This window comes from Xanthomonas hortorum (genome assembly GCF_011305375.1).
Taxonomy (GTDB): Bacteria; Pseudomonadota; Gammaproteobacteria; order Xanthomonadales; family Xanthomonadaceae; genus Xanthomonas; species Xanthomonas hortorum_E.
The window spans coordinates 184414-204074 of the sequence record NZ_VCME01000004.1 but is presented as its reverse complement, the minus strand read 5'-3'; the positions used below and the strand labels follow the sequence as shown (position 1 = coordinate 204074).

19 protein-coding genes and 1 tRNA gene are annotated in these 19661 nt (G+C 64.2%); 17 read left to right on the top strand and 3 right to left on the bottom strand.

Annotated elements, in window-relative coordinates:
* Positions 1-37 precede the first annotated feature (37 nt).
* The 12 genes from rpmF (at position 38) to FFY45_RS03830 (ending at position 10069) form a co-directional block, all read left to right on the top strand.
* On the top strand, positions 38-232 hold the full coding sequence (rpmF, locus tag FFY45_RS03885; protein WP_003483870.1) for a 50S ribosomal protein L32: 195 nt from the start codon (positions 38-40) through the stop codon (positions 230-232).
* A gap of 88 nt (positions 233-320) precedes the next feature.
* Entirely contained in the window at positions 321-1298 is a 978-nt protein-coding gene (locus FFY45_RS03880; protein WP_176339482.1) for a beta-ketoacyl-ACP synthase III, read from the top strand.
* A gap of 60 nt (positions 1299-1358) precedes the next feature.
* Positions 1359-2141 (top strand): BUD32 family EKC/KEOPS complex subunit, encoded by a 783-nt coding sequence (locus FFY45_RS03875; protein WP_176339481.1) that lies wholly within the window; start codon positions 1359-1361, stop codon positions 2139-2141.
* A gap of 104 nt (positions 2142-2245) precedes the next feature.
* Positions 2246-3190 carry an ACP S-malonyltransferase gene (fabD, locus tag FFY45_RS03870; protein ID WP_115039951.1) on the top strand — a complete coding sequence of 315 codons (945 nt, stop codon included), beginning with the start codon at positions 2246-2248 and terminating at the stop codon, positions 3188-3190.
* 85 nt (positions 3191-3275) lie between these two features.
* On the top strand, positions 3276-4019 hold the full coding sequence (fabG, locus tag FFY45_RS03865) for a 3-oxoacyl-ACP reductase FabG (RefSeq protein WP_115039952.1): 744 nt from the start codon (positions 3276-3278) through the stop codon (positions 4017-4019).
* Between the two features lie 156 nt (positions 4020-4175).
* Positions 4176-4415, top strand: coding sequence for an acyl carrier protein (gene acpP, locus FFY45_RS03860; protein ID WP_002814322.1), 240 nt, complete (start codon positions 4176-4178; stop codon positions 4413-4415).
* A 140-nt stretch (positions 4416-4555) separates the two neighbouring features.
* The gene (gene fabF / locus FFY45_RS03855; protein WP_176339480.1) at positions 4556-5791 is read left to right on the top strand and encodes a beta-ketoacyl-ACP synthase II; all 1236 of its coding nucleotides are present in this window, start codon (positions 4556-4558) and stop codon (positions 5789-5791) included.
* A 170-nt stretch (positions 5792-5961) separates the two neighbouring features.
* Entirely contained in the window at positions 5962-7317 is a 1356-nt protein-coding gene (locus FFY45_RS03850) for an aminodeoxychorismate synthase component I (RefSeq protein WP_176339479.1), read from the top strand.
* A 66-nt stretch (positions 7318-7383) separates the two neighbouring features.
* On the top strand, positions 7384-8442 hold the full coding sequence (gene mltG / locus FFY45_RS03845; protein ID WP_439333510.1) for an endolytic transglycosylase MltG: 1059 nt from the start codon (positions 7384-7386) through the stop codon (positions 8440-8442).
* On the top strand, positions 8439-9398 hold the full coding sequence (locus FFY45_RS03840) for a DNA polymerase III subunit delta' (RefSeq protein ID WP_176339478.1): 960 nt from the start codon (positions 8439-8441) through the stop codon (positions 9396-9398). Before mltG ends, FFY45_RS03840 begins: the two co-directional genes overlap by 4 nt.
* Positions 9395-9748 (top strand): PilZ domain-containing protein, encoded by a 354-nt coding sequence (locus FFY45_RS03835; RefSeq protein ID WP_003483889.1) that lies wholly within the window; start codon positions 9395-9397, stop codon positions 9746-9748. Before FFY45_RS03840 ends, FFY45_RS03835 begins: the two co-directional genes overlap by 4 nt.
* Before the next feature lie 246 nt (positions 9749-9994).
* A tRNA-Val gene (locus FFY45_RS03830) sits at positions 9995-10069 on the top strand.
* A 210-nt stretch (positions 10070-10279) separates the two neighbouring features.
* On the opposite strand, the gene FFY45_RS03825 is transcribed toward FFY45_RS03830, so the two are convergent.
* Together FFY45_RS03825 and FFY45_RS03820 are read right to left on the bottom strand one after the other, a co-directional pair.
* Positions 10280-10537 carry a Txe/YoeB family addiction module toxin gene (locus tag FFY45_RS03825; RefSeq protein ID WP_176339477.1) on the bottom strand — a complete coding sequence of 86 codons (258 nt, stop codon included), beginning with the start codon at positions 10535-10537 and terminating at the stop codon, positions 10280-10282.
* A complete protein-coding gene (locus tag FFY45_RS03820; protein WP_176339476.1) occupies positions 10534-10785 on the bottom strand; it encodes a type II toxin-antitoxin system Phd/YefM family antitoxin in 252 nt (83 codons plus the stop codon). Before FFY45_RS03820 ends, FFY45_RS03825 begins: the two co-directional genes overlap by 4 nt.
* Before the next feature lie 185 nt (positions 10786-10970).
* On the opposite strand from FFY45_RS03820, the gene FFY45_RS03815 reads away from it, so the two are divergent.
* On the top strand, positions 10971-11297 hold the full coding sequence (locus FFY45_RS03815) for a hypothetical protein (RefSeq protein ID WP_115040289.1): 327 nt from the start codon (positions 10971-10973) through the stop codon (positions 11295-11297).
* Between the two features lie 242 nt (positions 11298-11539).
* On the opposite strand, the gene prpR is transcribed toward FFY45_RS03815, so the two are convergent.
* The gene (gene prpR / locus FFY45_RS03810) at positions 11540-13159 is read right to left on the bottom strand and encodes a propionate catabolism operon regulatory protein PrpR (protein ID WP_176339475.1); all 1620 of its coding nucleotides are present in this window, start codon (positions 13157-13159) and stop codon (positions 11540-11542) included.
* A 127-nt stretch (positions 13160-13286) separates the two neighbouring features.
* On the opposite strand from prpR, the gene prpB reads away from it, so the two are divergent.
* From prpB to prpF, 4 genes are all read left to right on the top strand, one after another.
* The gene (gene prpB / locus FFY45_RS03805; protein WP_176339474.1) at positions 13287-14183 is read left to right on the top strand and encodes a methylisocitrate lyase; all 897 of its coding nucleotides are present in this window, start codon (positions 13287-13289) and stop codon (positions 14181-14183) included.
* 75 nt (positions 14184-14258) lie between these two features.
* Complete coding sequence (prpC, locus tag FFY45_RS03800; RefSeq protein WP_176339473.1) at positions 14259-15413, top strand: bifunctional 2-methylcitrate synthase/citrate synthase; 1155 nt, start codon at positions 14259-14261, stop codon at positions 15411-15413.
* A gap of 165 nt (positions 15414-15578) precedes the next feature.
* On the top strand, positions 15579-18221 hold the full coding sequence (acnD, locus tag FFY45_RS03795; RefSeq protein WP_176339472.1) for a Fe/S-dependent 2-methylisocitrate dehydratase AcnD: 2643 nt from the start codon (positions 15579-15581) through the stop codon (positions 18219-18221).
* Between the two features lie 64 nt (positions 18222-18285).
* Positions 18286-19485 (top strand): 2-methylaconitate cis-trans isomerase PrpF, encoded by a 1200-nt coding sequence (gene prpF / locus FFY45_RS03790; RefSeq protein ID WP_176339471.1) that lies wholly within the window; start codon positions 18286-18288, stop codon positions 19483-19485.
* Positions 19486-19661: the final 176 nt, after the last annotated feature.

Sequence of the window (19661 nt, the reverse complement as noted above, 5' to 3'; positions counted from 1 at the left end):
GACAGACAAGTTATCGAACTTAAGTTGGAGCAATCCCATGGCTGTGCAGAAATCCCGAGTCACCCCGTCCCGTCGCGGCCAGCGTCGTTCGCACGATGCCCTGACCGCCAAGCAGCTGTCGACCGATCCGACCAGCGGCGAGATCCATCTGCGCCACCACATCACCGCTGACGGTTACTACCGCGGCAAGAAGGTGATCGCGACCAAGTCGTCGGCCGTCCAAGAAGATTGATCCGTGGCGCCCGCCGCACTCAGCGGCTGGGCGACCCTCGATTCTTCCGGAGCCGTCGGTCACTGCGGCTCTTGCACTAGGAAACAGCATGAGCAAGCGGATCTATTCCAGAATCGCGGGCACGGGTAGCTATTTGCCCGAAAAGGTGTTGACCAACGACGATATGTCCAAGATCGTCGACACCAGCGATGAATGGATCTTCTCGCGCACTGGTATCCGTGAGCGTCATATCGTTGCCGACGACCAGACCACCAGCGATCTGGCGTATTTCGCCTCGCTGAAGGCGATGGAAGCGGCCGGCGTCAGCGCCGACGAGATCGACCTGATCGTGGTCGGCACCACCACGCCCGACCTGATCTTCCCGTCCACTGCCTGCCTGTTGCAGGCGCGGCTGGGCAATGTCGGTTGCGGTGCATTCGACGTCAACGCGGCCTGTTCGGGTTTCGTCTATGCGCTCAGCGTCGGCGACAAGTTCATCCGCAGTGGCGACGCCAAGACCGTGCTGGTGGTCGGTGCAGAAACGCTTACCCGTATTGTCGACTGGACTGATCGCACCACCTGCGTGCTGTTCGGCGATGGTGCTGGCGCGGTGGTGCTCAAGGCCGACGAAGAAACTGGCATCCTCAGCACCCATCTGCACGCCGATGGCAGTAAGAAAGAGCTGTTGTGGGATCCGGTCGGCGTGTCGGTCGGTTTCGGCGAAGGCAAGAACGGCGGCGGCGTGTTGCTGATGAAGGGCAGCGAGGTCTTCAAGTACGCGGTCAAAGCACTGGACTCGGTGGTCGACGAGACGCTGGCGGCCAATGGCCTGGGCAAGGGCGACCTGGATTGGCTGATCCCGCATCAGGCCAATATGCGCATCATCGAAGCCACCGCCAAGCGCTTGGAGCTGCCGATGGAGCAGGTGGTGGTCACCGTGGATCGCCACGGCAACACCTCCTCGGCCTCGGTGCCGTTGGCGCTGGACGAAGCGGTTCGCTCCGGCCGCGTGCAGCGCGGTCAGCTGCTGCTGCTGGAGGCGTTCGGTGGTGGATTTACCTGGGGCTCGGCGCTGCTGCGCTACTGAGTTTCGCAGGCATCGCCGCGTCCGCCGGCGATGCCTGACAGCGTCAGGGACGGACCCGTTATGGCAGAACCCATCGTCATCGCCGGACAGCGCGTCTGGCTGAAGCAGTACCGACGCGACAACCGGGCGGTCTCGCTCGGAGCACTCAATTTTGTCGCCCGCCGCTGGGGCCTGGACGCCTTGCGTCCACCGCCGCACCGTGGCGGCGATGCCGCACGCGATCTGGAAGCGCGCCGGCTCGGCGAGCTGCAGGCGCAAGCGGTCAATGTGCCGCGTGTGGTCGGTTGCGGGCAGGCGGCACTGGTGCTCAGCGACAACGGCCGCTCCTTTGCCAGCTGCCTGCGCGAGGCCAATGCGCCCGAACGCGACCGCCTGATTGTGCTGGCGGTGGCCGCCATTGCCGACGCCCATCGCGATGGTGCGTATTTCGGCCAACCGCTTCCGCGCAACATGACCTTCGACGGGCAGGCGGTCGGCTTCATCGATTTCGAAGAGGATCCGCTGGAAGTGATGGACCTGGCGCAGGCCCAGGCGCGCGACTGGCTGGTGTTCGGCTACGGCGTGGCCAAGTACTACCGCGGCCGCCGCGAGGTGCTGCAGCGGTTGATGACGGGCGCCTTCGATGCAGCCGGCCCGGCCGTGGCGGCGCATGCGCATGTGGTGACCGGACGATTGCAGCGGTTTGCGCAGCTCACCGGTCGCCTGGGGCGCTCTGCCGGGGCGCTGGCGCGCGCCATCCTGGCCATCCACGCAGCGACCTCGCTCGGCGTCTTGCTGGTACTGGTGATGTGCGTGGACTGGCTGGCCGATGGCGAAATGGACCTGCTCAACGCCTTGCTGTAAGTGTGCCGGCGGTCGCGCTGGCCGGGTCTTGCATACGCGGCAGTACAGACGCCAGGGCGATTTCGCACGTATTATCCCGGCTCGATTTTTGTAGGCAGCAACGCGTGACCGAATCCACTCTCGCCTTCGTGTTTCCCGGCCAGGGCTCGCAGTCCTTAGGCATGCTGGCCGAACTGTCCGAACTGCATCCGCAGATTCGCGAAACCTTCGCCGAAGCCTCTGAAGGCGCGGGCGTCGACCTGTGGGCGTTGTCCCAGGGCGGCCCGGAAGAGATGCTCAACCGTACCGAATACACCCAGCCGGCCTTGCTGGCCGCAGGCGTGGCGGTGTGGCGGCTGTGGAACGCGCAACGCGGGCAACGCCCTGCGGTGCTGGCTGGCCACAGCCTGGGTGAATACACCGCATTGGTCGCGGCCGGTGCCTTGTCGCTGCACGACGGTGCGCACCTGGTACGGCTGCGCGGCCAGTTCATGCAGGCCGCCGCGCCGGCCGGCGTCGGGGCGATGGCCGCGGTGCTGGGCGCCGAAGATGCGCTGGTGCTGGAGGTCTGTGCCGAAGCGGCGGGCAGCCAGGTGGTGGTGCCGGCCAACTTCAATTCGCCGGGTCAGATCGTGATCGGTGGCGATGCGGCCGCAGTGGATCGCGCGCTGGCCTTGCTGGCCGAGCGCGGCGTGCGCAAGGCGGTCAAGCTGGCGGTGAGCGTGCCTTCGCACACCCCGTTGATGCGCGATGCGGCCAACCAGCTCAGCGAGGCGATGGCCGGCCTGAGCTGGCATGCCCCGCAGATTCCGGTGGTGCAGAACGTGGATGCACGCGTGCACGACGGCAGCGAGGCGATTCGCAGGGCCCTGGCCGAGCAGCTGTATCTGCCGGTGCAGTGGACCGGCTGCGTGCAGGCGCTGGCTGCGCAGGGCGTCACCCGGATCGCCGAATGCGGCCCGGGCAAGGTGCTGAGCGGGCTGATCAAGCGCATCGACAAGAGCCTGGATGCGCGTCCTCTGGCCACGCCTGCCGATTACGCTGGCGCGCTTGAGGCGTGGACGCACTGATCCTCCAATGCATATGCCGGTGTCATGCCGGCCTCCCTCGACGTTCGCGCACGGTCGCGACGTCCCCCTTCGAGGAAAAGAATTCATGAGCAAGCCACTGCAGGGTGAGATCGCCCTGGTCACCGGCGCCAGTCGCGGGATCGGCGCGGCCATTGCCGACACGCTGGCCGCCCAGGGCGCCACCGTCATCGGCACTGCCACTTCGGCGTCCGGCGCTGCCGCGATCGGCGCGCGTTTGGCTGCCCACGGCGGTCACGGGCGCGAACTCAATGTCACCGACGCAACTGCGGTCGATGGCCTGATCGATGCGATCGGCAAGGAGTTCGGCGCGATCTCGATTCTGGTCAACAATGCCGGGATCACCCGCGATAACCTGTTGATGCGAATGAAGGAAGACGACTGGCAGGCGATCATCGACACCAACCTGACCAGCGTGTTCCGCACCTCCAAGGCGGTGATGCGCGGCATGATGAAGGCGCGCAAGGGCCGCATCGTCAACATCGCCTCGGTGGTGGGTGTGACCGGCAATCCCGGGCAGACCAACTACGCCGCGGCCAAGGCCGGCATCATTGCGTTCTCCAAGTCGCTGGCCAAGGAAATCGGCTCGCGCGGGGTCACAGTGAATGTGGTGGCGCCCGGCTTCATCGATACCGACATGACCAAGGCGCTGCCGGACGAGGCCAAGACCGCCTTGCTGCAGCAGATCGCGCTTGGCCACCTGGGACAGCCGGAGGACATCGCCAACGCGGTGGCATTCCTGGCCGGCCCGAGTGCCCGTTACATCACCGGTGAGACCCTGCACGTCAACGGCGGCATGTACATGCCGTGAGCGTGCGGCGCCGGGAGGCGCTAAGTGGCTGATCGGCCGGGAGTTGTGATGCAATGCAACGCTCGGTCGCTTCCACTACACTATCCAACGCGGCCATCGCAGCGGCGATGGCGTTTTTTTCGTACCACCACTACTCCATCCGGAGCGATATCCCAAATGAGCACCATCGAAGAACGCGTCAAGAAAATCGTCGTCGAACAACTCGGCGTCAAGGAAGAGGAAGTCACCACCAGCGCATCGTTCGTCGATGACCTGGGTGCCGACTCGCTGGACACCGTCGAGCTGGTGATGGCGCTGGAAGAAGAGTTCGAGTGCGAGATCCCGGACGAAGAGGCTGAAAAGATCACCTCGGTCCAGCAGGCGATCGACTACGTGAAGGCTCACGTCAAGAGCTGATGCGTTGTTCCTGACGGTGGCGGCGTGCGTCATGCCGCTGCTGCGTCAGACATTCCATGGGGCCGCTGATGCGGCCCTGTGTTTTTCAGCGTTAATCGCAAACCGCAAGCACCGTCTGTTGCGTGGTGAGGAGATCTGCAATGAGTCGTCGTGTTGTCGTTACCGGCATGGGCATGGTGTCGCCGCTGGGCAATGATCTGGCCACCAGCTGGGATGGAATCATCCACGGGCGCTCAGGCATCGGCCCGATCACGCAGATCGATGCCTCGCAGTTCACCACCAAGATCGCGGGTGAGATCAAGAATTTCGACCCCACGCTTTTTGTGTCCGCCAAGGACGTCAAGAAGATGGATTCGTTCATCCACTACGGTGTCGGCGCCTCGTTCATGGCGTTGGACGATTCCGGGCTGGAGATCGACGAAAGCAATGCCGAACGCATTGGCGCCATTCTCGGCTCCGGCATCGGCGGGCTGCTCGGTATCGAAGAGCAGACCATCAAATTCCATGAGGGCGGCGCGCGCAAGATTTCGCCATTCTATGTGCCCAGCACCATCATCAACATGCTGCCGGGCCAGGTAAGCCTGATCAAAGGCCTGAAGGGCCCGACGTTCTCGGCTGTTTCCGCCTGCGCCACCTCCAATCATTCGATCGGCACCGCGATGCGGATGATCCAGTACGGCGATGCCGATGTGATGCTGGCCGGCGGCGCCGAGCGTGGGTCCTCGCCGAGCTCGGTGGGCGGTTTCTGCGCAATGAAGGCGATGTCCACCCGCAACGACGACCCCACCGCTGCATCGCGTCCCTGGGACAAGCAGCGCGACGGCTTCGTGCTCGGCGACGGCGCTGGCGTGCTGGTGCTGGAAGAGTACGAGCACGCCAAGGCGCGTGGTGCGCGTATCTATGCCGAGCTGGTCGGCTTCGGCGCCAGCTCCGATGCGTTCCATATGACCGCCCCCAGCGAAGATGGCGAAGGCGCGGCGCGTAGCATGGTTGCGGCGATGCGCGATGCCAAACTCAATCCCGAGCAGATCGGCTACCTCAACGCGCACGGCACCTCCACGCCGCTGGGCGATCTGGCCGAGACGCTGGCGATGAAGCGCGCATTGGGCGACCACGCCTACAAGACCATGGTCAGTTCGACCAAGTCGATGACCGGTCATCTGCTCGGCGCGGCCGGCGGCGTGGAAGCGATCTTCTCGGTGATGGCGCTGCATACCGGCATCATTCCGCCGACCATCAATCTGGAAGAACCCAGCGAAGGCTGCGACCTGGATTACGTGCCGAACGTGGCGCGCGAAGTGCAGGTGGACGCGGTGATGTCCAACGGCTTCGGCTTCGGCGGCACCAACGGTACGCTGGTGTTCAAGCGCATCTGAGTTGGCGCGCCGTTCTTTTTACGGAGAACGGCGCGCAAGCTAGTTTTAGCCGCCGCGCGCGACGCGTCCGCGCGGCCTGATTTCTGATTCACAGCCCGATTCCATCGTCGCTCGCCCTCTGCAGTTGCAGCAGGGCGGCGCGCTCTAGCACCCCACGCCAAACCAGGCCGATGACGCTCACCAGATCCTTGCATGCGGACATCGACCTGCTGGCGCTGCATCGGCTGGCGCCGCAGCGCTATCCGGTCTTGCTCGAATCCACCGCCTTCGGTACCGAGCACGGTCGCTGGGATGTCTTGCTGCTTGCAGAAGGCGCAAGCCTGCGGCTCGACGCCGATGGGCACGCGCGCGATGGCGACGGACGCGTGCTGGAAGGCGGCTTTCTGGCTGCGCTGGATGCGGTGTGGCAGGCCGAGCGCGTGCCGCACGATGCGACAAGCCCGTGGCCGTTTCGCGGCGGCTGGGCGGTGTTGCTGGATTACGAACTGGCCTCGCAGGTCGAGCCGATTTTGCAGTTGCCTACCCGCGCCGACGGCTTGCCGAGCGCGCTTGCCTTGCGTGCGCCTGCAGCGGTGTTGCGCGATCGGGTAAATGGCCTGTGCGTCGCACTGGCCGAGCCGGGCCGCGAGGATCTGCTGACGCGCATCGTTGAGGACATCGCCGCCTGCGCCGTGCTGCCGCCGTTGCCGGACTGGGTCGCTCCGGTGGCTGTCGAAGAAGACGCGCCCGAACGCTTCACCGGTGCAGTGGAGCGCGTGCTCGCCTATCTGTGCGCTGGCGACGTGTTCCAGGCCAATATCTCGCGCGCCTGGCATGCGGTATTCGCTGCTGCGGTCGATCCGGCAGCGCTGCATGCGCGTCTGCGCGCGGCCAACCCCGCACCGTTTGCCGGCCTATTTGTGGCGGCGGGACGCGCGGTGGTGAGTTCATCGCCGGAGCGCCTGGTGTCGGTGCAGGGCGATGTGGTGCAGACGCGCCCGATCGCCGGCACCCGTGCGCGTTTTGCCGGCGACGACGATGCCGCACGCATCCGCGAGCTGGTCGGCCACCCGAAGGAACGCGCCGAGCACGTCATGCTGATCGACCTGGAGCGCAACGACCTGGGGCGCATCTGTGCGCCGGGGACGGTGGAAGTGGACGAGCTGATGGGCGTGGAAAGCTACGCGCATGTGCACCACATCGTCAGCAATGTGCGCGGCCGCCTGCGCGCTGAGGTCACGCCCGGCGAGGTGATCGCAGCGGTGTTTCCTGGCGGCACCATTACCGGCTGCCCGAAGGTGCGCTGCATGCAGATCATCGCCGAGCTCGAATGCACCGCACGTGGCGCCTACACCGGCGCATTCGGCTGGCTCAATCGCGACGGCGACATGGATCTGAACATCCTGATCCGCACCGCCGAAGTGGCCGGGAACCAGGTGCATTTCCGCACCGGGGCCGGGATCGTGGTGGACTCGGATCCGCAGCGCGAGCTGGACGAAACCCGCGCCAAGGCGCGCGGCCTGCTGCGTGCATTCGACCAGACATGAGCGCTTCAACGAGACATCACCGGCGCGCGGTATCCTGCGCGGCGCTGGGGCAATGACGAGGTACGTGTGGCGGTGACTGGCAAACGTGGATGTCTGGCCGTGCTGGGCACGGCACTGTTGCTCGCGGCGCTGCTGGCGATTGCGGCTGTGGTGGCGTGGCGGCATTACCTGCACTTCGCCGATACACCGGTGAGCGCGAGCGCGCCCAGTGTGGTGATTGCGCCTGGCGATTCGCTCAAGGTGACGTTGCGCAAGTTGCGCGATGCCGGCGTGGCGCAGGGCATGGATCTGGAATGGCAGCTGCTGGCCCGCCAGGTCGATGCGGCCGGCAAACTCAAGGTGGGCGAATACGCGCTGGCGCCGGCCTTGTCGCCGCGCGCGCTGCTCGAGCGCATGCGCCAGGGCCGGGTGATCCAGTACCGTTTCACGATCGTGGAAGGCTGGAGTTTCCGCCAGCTACGCGCGGCACTGGCTACCGCCACGCCGTTGCAGCAATCCATCGGCGCGCTGGACGATGCGGCTGTGATGGCGCGGTTGGGCTTTGCCAATCAGCATCCGGAAGGGCGCTTCCTGCCGGAAACCTATCTCTACCAGCGCAGCGACAGCGATCTGGACGTGCTCAAGCGCGCGCACGTGGCCATGGACAAGGCGTTGGCGCAGGCCTGGGAGCAGCGCGCCCCCAACTTGCCGCTGACTTCGCCGGAGCAGGCGCTGATCCTGGCCTCCATCATCGAAAAGGAGACCGCGCTGGGCAGCGAGCGACCGCTGATTGCCGGGGTGTTCCTGCGCCGCCTGCAGCTGGGCATGAAGCTGCAGACCGACCCGACCGTGATCTACGGCATCGGCAGCAGCTACGACGGCAATATCCGGCGTCGCGATCTGACCACCGATACGCCTTACAACACCTACACCCGCACCGGCCTGACCCCGACCCCGATCGCCATGCCGGGCCGTGAGGCCTTGCTGGCGGCGGTACGTCCAGCGCCCGGCCAGGCGCTGTACTTCGTGGCGGTCGGCGATGGCACCGGCGCGCATGCGTTCTCGGCAACCCTGGCCGAGCACAATGCGGCGGTGGCGCGTTACCTGCAGCGCCGCCGTCTGCCGCAACCGGAATCAACGCCATGACTGCCGTATTTTCGCCCTGGCAACAGCGCGCCTACGATCAAACGCTGGCTGCGCTGGATGCCGGCCGTCTCGGACACGGTTTGCTGATCTGCGGGCCGGATGGCCTGGGCAAGCGTGCGGTCGCGCTGGCACTGGCCGAGCACGTGCTGGCCAGCTCGCCGGACCCGGCGCTGGCGCAGCGCAGTCGGCAGCTGATCGCGGCCGGGACCCACCCGGACCTGCAACTGATCTCGTTCATTCCCAACCGCACCGGCGACAAGCTGCGCACCGAGATCGTGATCGAGCAGGTGCGCGAGATTTCGCAGAAGCTCTCGCTGACCCCGCAGTACGGCATCGCGCAGGTGGTGATCGTCGACCCGGCCGATGCGATCAATCGCGCTGCCTGCAACGCCTTGCTCAAGACACTGGAGGAACCGTCGCCGGGCCGCTACCTGTGGCTGATCAGCGCGCAGCCCGCGCGCTTGCCGGCGACCATCCGCAGCCGCTGCCAGCGTCTGGAATTCAAGCTGCCGCCCGCACACGAGGCGCTGGCCTGGCTGCTGTCGCAGGGCGTTGGCGAGCGGGCTGCACAGGAAGCGCTGGAGGCCGCACGCGGCCATCCGGGGCTTGCGGCGCAGTGGTTGCGCGAAGATGGCCTGGCGGTACGTCGCACGGTGGCGCAGGATCTGGAGCAGATCGCCGCCGGGCGCGCCAGCGCAGTGGATGTTGCGCAGCGCTGGACCAACGACGGCCAGGCCGACCAGCGTCTGCGCCACGCCGCCGACCTGGCGCTGGCACAGGCATCGGCCGGCTTGACCGATCCATCGCGGTTGCACAAGCTGGCGACCTGGTTCGACGCCGCCAATCGCACGCGCGATCTGCTGCGCACCACCGTCCGCGCCGATCTGGCGGTGACGGAATTGTTGCTGTCCTGGCGCGAGGGAGAGCGTCCGGTACGTTCTAGGGGAACTCGATGAGTGCAATGAATGCACGCCAAGGCATTTTGTCGCTGGCGCTGAAAGACAAACCGGCGCTTTACAGCGCCTACATGCCGTTCGTGAAAGGCGGCGGTATCTTCGTGCCCACGCCCAAGCGCTACATGCTCGGCGACGAGGTGTTCCTGCTGCTGACCCTGCCGGACTCCAGCGAGCGCCTGCCGGTCGCTGGCAAGGTCATCTGGACCACGCCCGCCGGCGCGCAGGGCAACCGCGCTGCCGGTATCGGCGTGCAGTTTCCGGATGGCCCGGAAGGCGAGGCGGTGCGCAACAAGATCGAGACGCTGCTGGCGGGGTTGACGACTTCGGACAAGCCGACGCATACGATGTGAAGCGGGTGCGGGTGCAGTACGGTGTGGCGCAGCCGCGTGTGCGTGATCGCCCACGCCTTCAAGCGGGTCATCGAAGGGAGCGGGCGTTTGAACCGCACGGAATCGACCGGCACGATGTCGCTGCCAGGTAGCCGGAACGCCGCGCCCATTCACCGGAACGGGGCGTTTTCGACCGCAGCGCCACCGCCGGGGATGAACCTGTTGACGATCGCCGCAGCTGCCCTATAATGTGCGGCTCGCGTCACCGGGCGGTTAGCTCAGCGGTAGAGCATTGCCTTCACACGGCAAGGGTCACAAGTTCGAACCTTGTACCGCCCACCATCGAAATCCAGTCGCAGACAAGGGTTTCAGCGCGAGAAGAAAAGAGCCGGCCAAGTGCCGGCTTTTTGTTGTCCTGCAACTGTCCTGCAAGGCGTTGGGCATGTGTTTCAGTTGAAGCATTTATGCCGCCTGACAGAGGTGCCGTCGAATCGGTGTGGCTGTCCAATGCTGCGTTTGGCGGGTGTCGCCGGCGGCGCGGATGGGCAGGGATTACGCGTAGTGGTAGCGCGCCTGAGCAATCAACAGGATGCCGTTCTCGGCCTTGTAGACAATCCGGTGTTCGTCGTTGATGCGGCGTGACCAGTAGCCCGCCAGCGCATGGCGCAACGGTTCGGGTTTGCCGACGCCCTGGAAAGGATCGCGCTGAATGGCCTTGATCAACTCGTTGATGCGTTTGAGCATCTTCTTGTCGGTCTGTTGCCAATGGAGATAGTCCTCCCAGGCATTGTCCGCAAACTGCAGAATCACTCAGCCAGTTCCCATTCCTTGCCGCGACCGGCCTCAAGCTGGGCAATGGATTCCAGCAGCCGTTGCGCACTCTTCGGGCTGCGCAACAGGTAGGCGGTCTCTTCCATGGCCTTGTAGTCTTCCAGCGACACCATGACCACGGCGCGCTCACCGCTGCGCGTGATGATCACCGGCTCGTGGTCGTTGACCACACGGTCCATGGTGTCGGCGAGAGAGGCACGCGCGGCGCTGTAGGTGATGGTGTCCATAAGGTGATCCGGATATGTACAGGAAATTGTACGCGTGTGCCTGGGGGAGTCAACTGTCCAGTCTGCTTGCATTCGGGCTAGTTCAACGTCCCTGACCGTTATACTGTTCCGGTTGTGCCTGCTTCTTGCGGGCCCGCGAATGAATCGCCATCCTGCACTACCCCCGGGTTGAAGAAGGAGTGGCGATGAAGACGCTGCTTGGAAGTGCTCTGGTTGCGATGGTGTTGCTGGCCGGCTGTGCCCGCGATGTGGGTGAGCAGTACGTGGGCAAGTGGGTCAATGTGAAGTCGCAGAAGAACGTGCTCAGCATCGAGCACAATGGCGAGAGCTTCATCATTCGCGATACCACGCCGGAGTTGTTGGGCAGCGGCGTCAAGACAAAGAATCATCCGGCAATCTTGAACAAGGGTGTGCTGCAGGTGTCCAGCGCGGATGGCACCGTCAATTACGCGATTGATCAGGCGACCGGTCACTTGAGCACAGGCGATGCCGAGTACACGCGGGTCAAGTGATCGCTACGCGCTCGTTCAATGGGCGTGCGCTGGAGTGGGCGGCGATGCGTGTGCGGCGGGATCGCATCACCAACGTAGCAGCGACCATGTCGTGTGGATTGCGTCGCTGGTTTGTGACTGCTGACCGAGATTCTTGCGTTCTCAACGACGCGCTGCCAAGCCCCGTGCTTGTGTCCTAAGCAGGCGATGCCAGAGCCCGCAGCTGCGTCTTAAACACCCAAAGCCAAGTGTGCGTTTGGATCCTAAGCACGCGATGCCAACGCGTGCGCCTGCATCCAGCGCCACAAGGTGGTGCGCGAGACGCCGAGTGCTTGAGCGGCGATGGCGCGATTGCCGTTTGCTCGCTCGAGCGCTGCACTGACTGCTGTTGCAGTGAGTTGCATGCGTGAGGTTGCAAGATCGGTGTGTCTGGGCGCCGTTCTGCTGTCGCCAAGGTGTATGTCGAATAGCTCTGGTGCCCAGCTTTCCAATTGATCCAGGCTCAGGTGGTCGTGTGGCTGTGCCTTCCAATGGATACACAGGCGTTCGACCAGATTACGTAGTTCGCGCACGTTGCCTGGCCATGCGTGTTGTTGCAGCTGCTGAAATGCTGTCGGTGTCAGTGGCGAAGGGATACTGCCGAGTTGCTGGAAGTAATGCGTTAGCAACAAGGCGATCTCGTTGGGTCGGTTGCGCAGCGGCGGCAGTGCGATGCGCAGCGCTGCCAGTCGATAAAAAAGATCGCGGCGGAAGCGTCCTTGTTCGACCAGTGTCTGCAGCGGTTGCAGGCTGGCGGCGACGACGCGCACGTCGACAGCGACCGGCAGCGTGGCGCCAACACGTAGCACTTCGCGCTCCTCCAGTACGCGCAATAAACGTGTCTGCAGCGGCATCGGCAGTTCGCCGATTTCGTCGAGAAACAAGGTGCCGTCCTGTGCGGCTTCGATCAGGCCGGTATGGCCGCCGCGGCGGGCGCCGGTGAATGCGCCGTCGCTATAGCCGAATAATTCAGCTTCCAGTAGCGATTCGCTGATGGCCCCGCAGTTGATCGCAACGAAGCGGCCGCGCCGACGGCTGCCGGAATGCAGTTGGCGCGCGACCAATTCCTTGCCGGTGCCGGTTTCGCCGCTGATCAACACAGTGCCGGGGTGTGGTGCGTACAGCTGCACCAACGCGCGCACGTGCGCCATTGCCGCGTCTTCGCCAAGCAATGCATCGGTGCGGCGAGCGCGATGTGTGCCAGTGCGACTGCTAGGGCGATCGTTATTGGGCGCGTTGCCCAAGGCGATGGCGTGTTCGAGCGCCAGGCGCACCGAATCTGCCGAATACAGCAGCACGCCGGGCAAGCCGGCCTGTTCGGCGAAATCGATCGCCATGCCGGTGCCGACGATGACCTGGATGCCGCTTGCACGCAGGTCGGCGATGCAGTCGCGCGCGTCTTCGGCGGTAACGAAGCGGCGGTGTTCGATTTCGAGGTCGAAGCTGTCCTGAAACGCGCGGAACGAGGGCACATCGGTGGCATGGGTGACCACGCCGATGCGCGGCGCGATACGTCGTGCGCGCGCCAGCGCTTCCATCAGATCGAACCCGGTGGCCTGGATCGGCGCCAGCGGCAGCGCAAGCCGGCTGCGCAGATAGGCGGCGTTGGAGCCGCCGGCGACCAGCACATCGCAGCGCTCGCGGCGCAGACGCTGGCCGATGACCTCCACCGCCTCGGCAAAGCCGAGATTGATCTGCTCGATGCGCGCGCGCTGGTCGAACTCGGTGATGACATCGGCTAGCAGGCCGGTCAGACGCGAGACGCTGACGGTCCAGATCACGGGTGATGAGACGTCGGAAGGCTCGGAGATGGAGGGCGTGCGTATCATGCAGTCGCGTTTCAATAACGTTTCATGCTGCTCCACACGTTGCGGATTTGCAACAGGTTGAAATGGTCTCGGCAGTCAAATCAAAGGGTTACAGTTGGCATGCCACTTGCGCACATCACCACATCCCAATCCAGGAACCGCCATGACGCTTTCGCCCACCGCTTCCGCCGGCACGCGCTTCCGCGCCGCACTGGCTGCCGAATCGCCGCTGCAGGTGATCGGCGCGATCAACGCCAACCATGCGCTGCTGGCCCAGCGCGCCGGCTACCAGGCGATCTATCTGTCGGGCGGCGGTGTGGCGGCCGGCTCGTTGGGGTTGCCGGACCTGGGCATCAACACGCTGGAAGACGTGCTGATCGACGTGCGCCGCATCACCGATGTCTGCGAACTGCCGCTGCTGGTGGATGTGGACACCGGCTTCGGGCCGAGTGCGTTCAATATCGAGCGCACCATCAAATCGCTGATCAAGGCGGGCGCGGCCGGTTGCCATATCGAAGATCAGGTGGGCGCCAAGCGTTGCGGGCATCGGCCGGGCAAGGAGATCGTCAGCCAGGGCGAAATGGTGGACCGGGTCAAGGCGGCCGCCGATGCCAAGACCGATGCGGCGTTCTTTTTGATTGCACGCACTGATGCGATCCAGATGGAAGGCGTGGATGCAGCGATCGAACGCGCCATCGCCTGCGTGGAAGCCGGTGCCGACGGCATCTTCGCCGAGGCCGCGTACGACTTGGACACCTACAAGCGCTTCGTCTACGCGGTGCGCGTGCCGGTACTGGCCAACATCACCGAATTCGGCAAAACCCCGCTGTTTACCCGCGACCAACTTGCGCAGGCCGGTGTGGCAATCCAGCTGTTTCCGTTGTCCGCATTCCGTGCGGCCAACAAGGCGGCCGAGGCGGTCTACACCGCGATTCGTCGCGACGGTCATCAACAGGCCGTGCTCGAAAGCATGCAGACACGCGAAGAGCTGTACGAACGCATCGGCTACCACGACTACGAGCAGCGTCTGGATGCACTGTTTGCGCGCAAAGGCGCATGATCGCGCTCTGCTGCGCGCACGTTTCGACACCTCATCCGTGACACCGCAACACGACATAGTTTGGGAGCTCATCGCATGAACGACACCGTCAATCCCGGCTTCAAGCCGAAAAAATCCGTCGCATTGTCCGGTACTGCTGCAGGCAACACCGCGCTGTGCACGGTGGGGCGCAGCGGCAACGACCTGCATTACCGCGGGTACGACATTCTGGACCTGGCCACCACCAGCGAGTTCGAGGAAATCGCGTATCTGCTGGTGCACGGCAAGTTGCCCAACAGCGGGGAACTGCGCGGCTACAAGGCCAAGTTGCGCTCGCTGCGCGGCGTGCCGGCTGCGGTGAAAACAGCGCTGGAGCAACTGCCGCCATCGGCGCATCCGATGGACGTGATGCGCACCGGCGTGTCGGTACTGGGTTGCCTGCAGCCGGAGAAAGACGACCACAATCATCCTGGCGCGCGCGATATCGCCGACAAGCTGATGGCCTCGTTGGGCTCGATGTTGCTGTACTGGTATCACTACAGCCACAACGGCAAGCGCATCGAGGTGGAGACCGACGACGATTCCATCGGCGGACATTTTCTGCATCTGTTGCACGGCTTTGCGCCGAAGGAGACGTGGGTGCGTGCGATGCACACCAGCCTGATCCTGTACGCCGAACACGAGTTCAATGCCTCCACGTTCGCGAGCCGCGTGATTGCCGGTACCGGTAGCGATATGTACAGCGCCATCGCCGGCGGCATAGGCGCGTTGCGCGGGCCCAAGCACGGCGGCGCCAACGAAGTGGCGTTCGACATACAGAAGCGTTACGACACGCCGGATGAAGCCGAGGCCGACATCAAGATGCGCGTGGAGCGCAAGGAAGTGGTGATCGGCTTTGGACATCCGGTCTACACCGTGTCCGATCCGCGCAACAAGGTGATCAAGGAGGTGGCGCGCGAGCTCTCCGATGCGCAGGGCAGCCGCAAGATGTACGACATTGCCGAGCGGCTGGAGACGGTGATGTGGGACATCAAGAAGATGTTCCCGAATCTGGATTGGTTCAGTGCGGTCAGCTATCACATGATGGGCGTACCGACGGCGATGTTCACGCCGTTGTTCGTGCTGGCGCGCACTGCAGGGTGGAGCGCGCACATCATCGAACAGCGTGTGGACGGCAAGATCATTCGCCCCTCGGCCAATTACACCGGGCCGGAAGATCAGGTGTTTGTACCGTTGGATCAGCGCCCCTGAGAACGCGCCAGCCGTTGGAGTGGTCCACCTCGATCGCCTTCGTTCAATGAAGGCGATCGAGCTCTCGCAAGCGCAATGAGAGATGGCAAAAACCCAAAGGCGTCTGAAACTCTAATCCAAATCCCCAATCCCGAAATGCCCCCGCCCGCTTCGATATCGCCAGCCATGAACAGCCAGTACCGCAAGCCCCTGCCGGGCACCTCGTTGGATTACTTCGATGCACGCGCTGCGGTGGATGCGCTGCAACCAGGCGCGTACGCAACGCTGCCGTACACCGCGCGCGTGCACGCCGAAAACCTGGTGCGGCGTGCCGAGCCGCAGATGCTGGAGGCGTATCTGCGCCAGCTGATCGAGCGCAAGCGCGACCTGGATTTCCCGTGGTTTCCGGCGCGCGTGGTGTGCCACGACATTCTGGGGCAGACCGCGTTGGTCGACCTGGCCGGCTTGCGCGATGCGATCGCCGAGCAGGGCGGCGATCCGGCGCAGGTCAATCCGGTGGTGCCGGTGCAGTTGATCGTCGATCACTCGTTGGCGGTGGAATACGCCGGTTTCGACAAGCAGGCCTTTGCCAAGAATCGCAGTGTGGAAGATCGGCGCAATGCCGATCGCTTCCACTTCATCGAATGGACCAAGCGCGCGTTCGAGAACATGGAAGTGATTCCGCCGGGCAACGGGATCATGCATCAGATCAATCTGGAGAAGATGTCGCCGGTGATCTACACACTGGACGGCGTGGCGTTTCCGGATACCTGCGTGGGCACCGATAGCCACACGCCGCATGTGGATGCGCTGGGTGTCATTGCAGTTGGTGTTGGCGGATTGGAAGCGGAAAACGTGATGCTGGGGCGCGCGTCGTGGATGCGCTTGCCCGACATCATCGGTGTGGAACTGCTGGGCAAGCCCGCCCCTGGTATCACCGCCACCGACATCGTGTTGGCGTTGACCGAGTTCCTGCGTCAGCAACGTGTGGTCGGCGCATATCTGGAGTTCTATGGCGCCGGTGCCAGCGCGTTGACCATTGGCGACCGCGCCACCATTTCCAACATGACGCCTGAGTTCGGTGCCACCGCGGCGATGTTCTATATCGACCATCAGACGCTCGACTATCTACGCTTGACCGGGCGCGAAGACGCGCAGATTGCGTTGGTGGACACCTACGCGCGCCACACCGGCTTGTGGGCGGATGATCTGGTCACCGCGCAGTACGAGCGCGTGCTGCAGTTCGATCTGGCCAGCGTGGTGCGCAACATGGCTGGCCCGTCCAATCCGCATAAGCGGGTAGCGACCAGCGAGCTGGCTAGCCGCGGCATTGCCGGCGCTTGGGAAGACGTGCCGGGCCAGATGCCCGACGGCGCAGTGATCATCGCGGCGATCACCTCATGCACCAATACCTCAAATCCACGCAACGTCATCGCTGCCGGTTTGCTGGCGCGTAATGCCAACGCACGTGGACTGACCCGCAAACCGTGGGTGAAAAGTTCGCTGGCGCCGGGTTCCAAGGCGGTGCAGTTATATCTGGAAGACGCCGGCTTGTTGAGTGAACTGGAACAACTGGGCTTCGGCATCGTGGCGTTCGCGTGCACCACCTGCAATGGCATGAGCGGCGCGCTGGATCCGGTGATCCAGCAGGAGATCATCGACCGCGATCTGTATGCGACAGCAGTGTTGTCGGGCAACCGGAATTTCGACGGGCGCATCCATCCGTATGCCAAGCAGGCGTTTCTCGCATCGCCGCCGTTGGTGATTGCCTATGCCATCGCCGGCACGGTGCGCTTCGATATCGAAAAAGATGTGCTGGGTATCGATGCCGATGGCGTGGCGGTGACGCTCAAGGATCTGTGGCCCAGCGATGCGGAGATCGATGCGGTGGTGGCGCGCAGCGTCAAGCCGGAGCACTTTCGCAGCGTCTACGACCCGATGTTCAAGCGCAGCGTGGGGCAGGGCATGCAGGTGAGCCCGCTGTACGCCTGGCGGCCGACCAGCACCTACATCCGTCGCCCGCCGTATTGGGAAGGCGCGCTGGCCGGTGCGCGCAGCTTGCGTGGCATGCGCCCGTTGGCGGTGCTGGGCGACAACATCACCACCGACCATCTGTCGCCATCGAATGCGATCCAGGCCGGCAGTGCCGCTGGCGAATACCTTGCGCAGATGGGCGTGCCGGAAGAAGATTTCAATTCCTACGCCACCCATCGCGGCGACCACCTCACCGCGCAGCGCGCCACCTTCGCCAACCCCAAGCTGATCAACGAAATGGCGGTGGTCGATGGACAAATCACCGCCGGCTCGCTGGCGCGTCTGGAACCGGAAGGGCAGGTGCTGCGCATGTGGGAAGCGATCGAAACCTACATGACGCGCAAGCAGCCGCTGATCATCATTGCCGGTGCCGATTACGGGCAGGGGTCCTCGCGCGACTGGGCGGCAAAGGGCGTACGGCTGGCCGGTGTGGAGGTGATCGTGGCCGAAGGCTTCGAGCGGATTCACCGCACCAATCTGATCGGCATGGGCGTGTTGCCGCTGGAGTTCAAACCGGGCAACGACCGCAAGACGCTGGGCATCGACGGCAGCGAAACCTTCGACGTGATGGGCGAACGCACGCCCGGCGCCACGCTGACGCTGTCGATCCATCGGCGCAACGGCGAGCAGTTGCAGGTGCCGGTGACGTGTCGTTTGAATACTGCCGAAGAAGTGTCGATCTACGAGGCGGGCGGCGTGCTGCAACGCTTTGCGCAGGATTTTCTGGAGAGCCGGGAATCGGGAGCCGGGAATCGAGATGCGTTGAAAGCGACATCGGCATCGCAAGCACACTAGCGTCCATGGCTCCCGGCGTCGTACTGCCGCTCTAATCCGCAATCCCCAATCCCGGCCTTCACCCATGACCCATCTCCCCCAACTCCGCATCCCCGCCACCTACATGCGCGGCGGTACCAGCAAGGGCGTGTTCTTTCGCCTGCAGGATTTGCCTGCCGCCGCGCAGCAGCCCGGTCCGGCGCGCGATGCGTTGTTGTTGCGGGTGATCGGTAGCCCCGATCCGTATGCCAAGCAGATCGATGGCATGGGCGGGGCGACCTCCAGTACCAGCAAGAGTGTGATTGTCTCTGCAAGCACACGCGCCGGGCACGATGTGGACTATCTGTTCGGGCAGGTGTCCATCGACAGCGCGTTCGTGGACTGGAGCGGCAACTGCGGCAATCTGTCGGCGGCGGTGGGGCCGTTCGCCATTGCCAATGGCTTGGTCGATGCCGCGCAGGTGCCGCGCGATGGTGTGGCGACGGTGCGGATCTGGCAGGCCAATATCGGCAAGACCATCGTGGCGCATGTGCCGATGAGCGATGGTCAGGTGCAGGAGACCGGCGACTTCGAACTGGATGGAGTGACCTTTCCGGCGGCCGAAGTGCAGCTGGAATTTCTCGACCCGGCCGATGCTGCAGAAGGCGAGGGCGGGGCGATGTTCCCCACCGGCAAGCTGATCGATCAATTGGAGATTCCGGGCCTGGGCACGATCGCCGCGACGCTGATCAATGCCGGCATCCCGACCATCTTCGTCAACGCACGCGATCTGGGCTACACCGGCACCGAGTTGCAAGAAGCGATCAATGGCGACCCGCGTGCATTGACGATGTTCGAGACCTTGCGTGCGCACGGCGCGGTGCGGATGGGCTTGATTGCGAAAGTGGAAGATGCCGCCACGCGGCAACACACGCCGAAGGTGGCGTTCGTTGCGCCGCCGGCCGATTACACCGCGTCAAGCGGCAAGCCGGTGCACGCGGCCGAACTCGATCTGCTGGTGCGCGCAATGTCGATGGGCAAGTTGCATCACGCCATGATGGGCACTGCGGCGGTGGCCATCGCGACCGCGGCGGCGGTGCCCGGTACCTTAGTCAATCTTGCAGCGGGCGGCGCGACGCGCTCGGCGGTGCGCTTCGGGCATCCGTCCGGCACGTTGCGCGTTGGCGCCGAGGCGCAATTGGTGGATGGCCAGTGGCAGGTAACCAAGGCGCTGATGAGCCGCAGTGCGCGGGTGCTGATGGAAGGTTGGGTGCGGGTGCCGGGTGATGTTCTGCAGGCACAGTGATCGGCGCAGGCGTCATGGAATGCTGCCGCCACCGCTGGCGATGTCAGCGCCTTTCCCCATGATTGGAACAGCAGGGCCAAGCCTCCTTTCTGGGCGACCCGTTACCAGGCACCGGGCCTGAGACCCAGTACGCACCAACGCACAAATTGCACGGCCGCGTTGCATTAATTCGAACG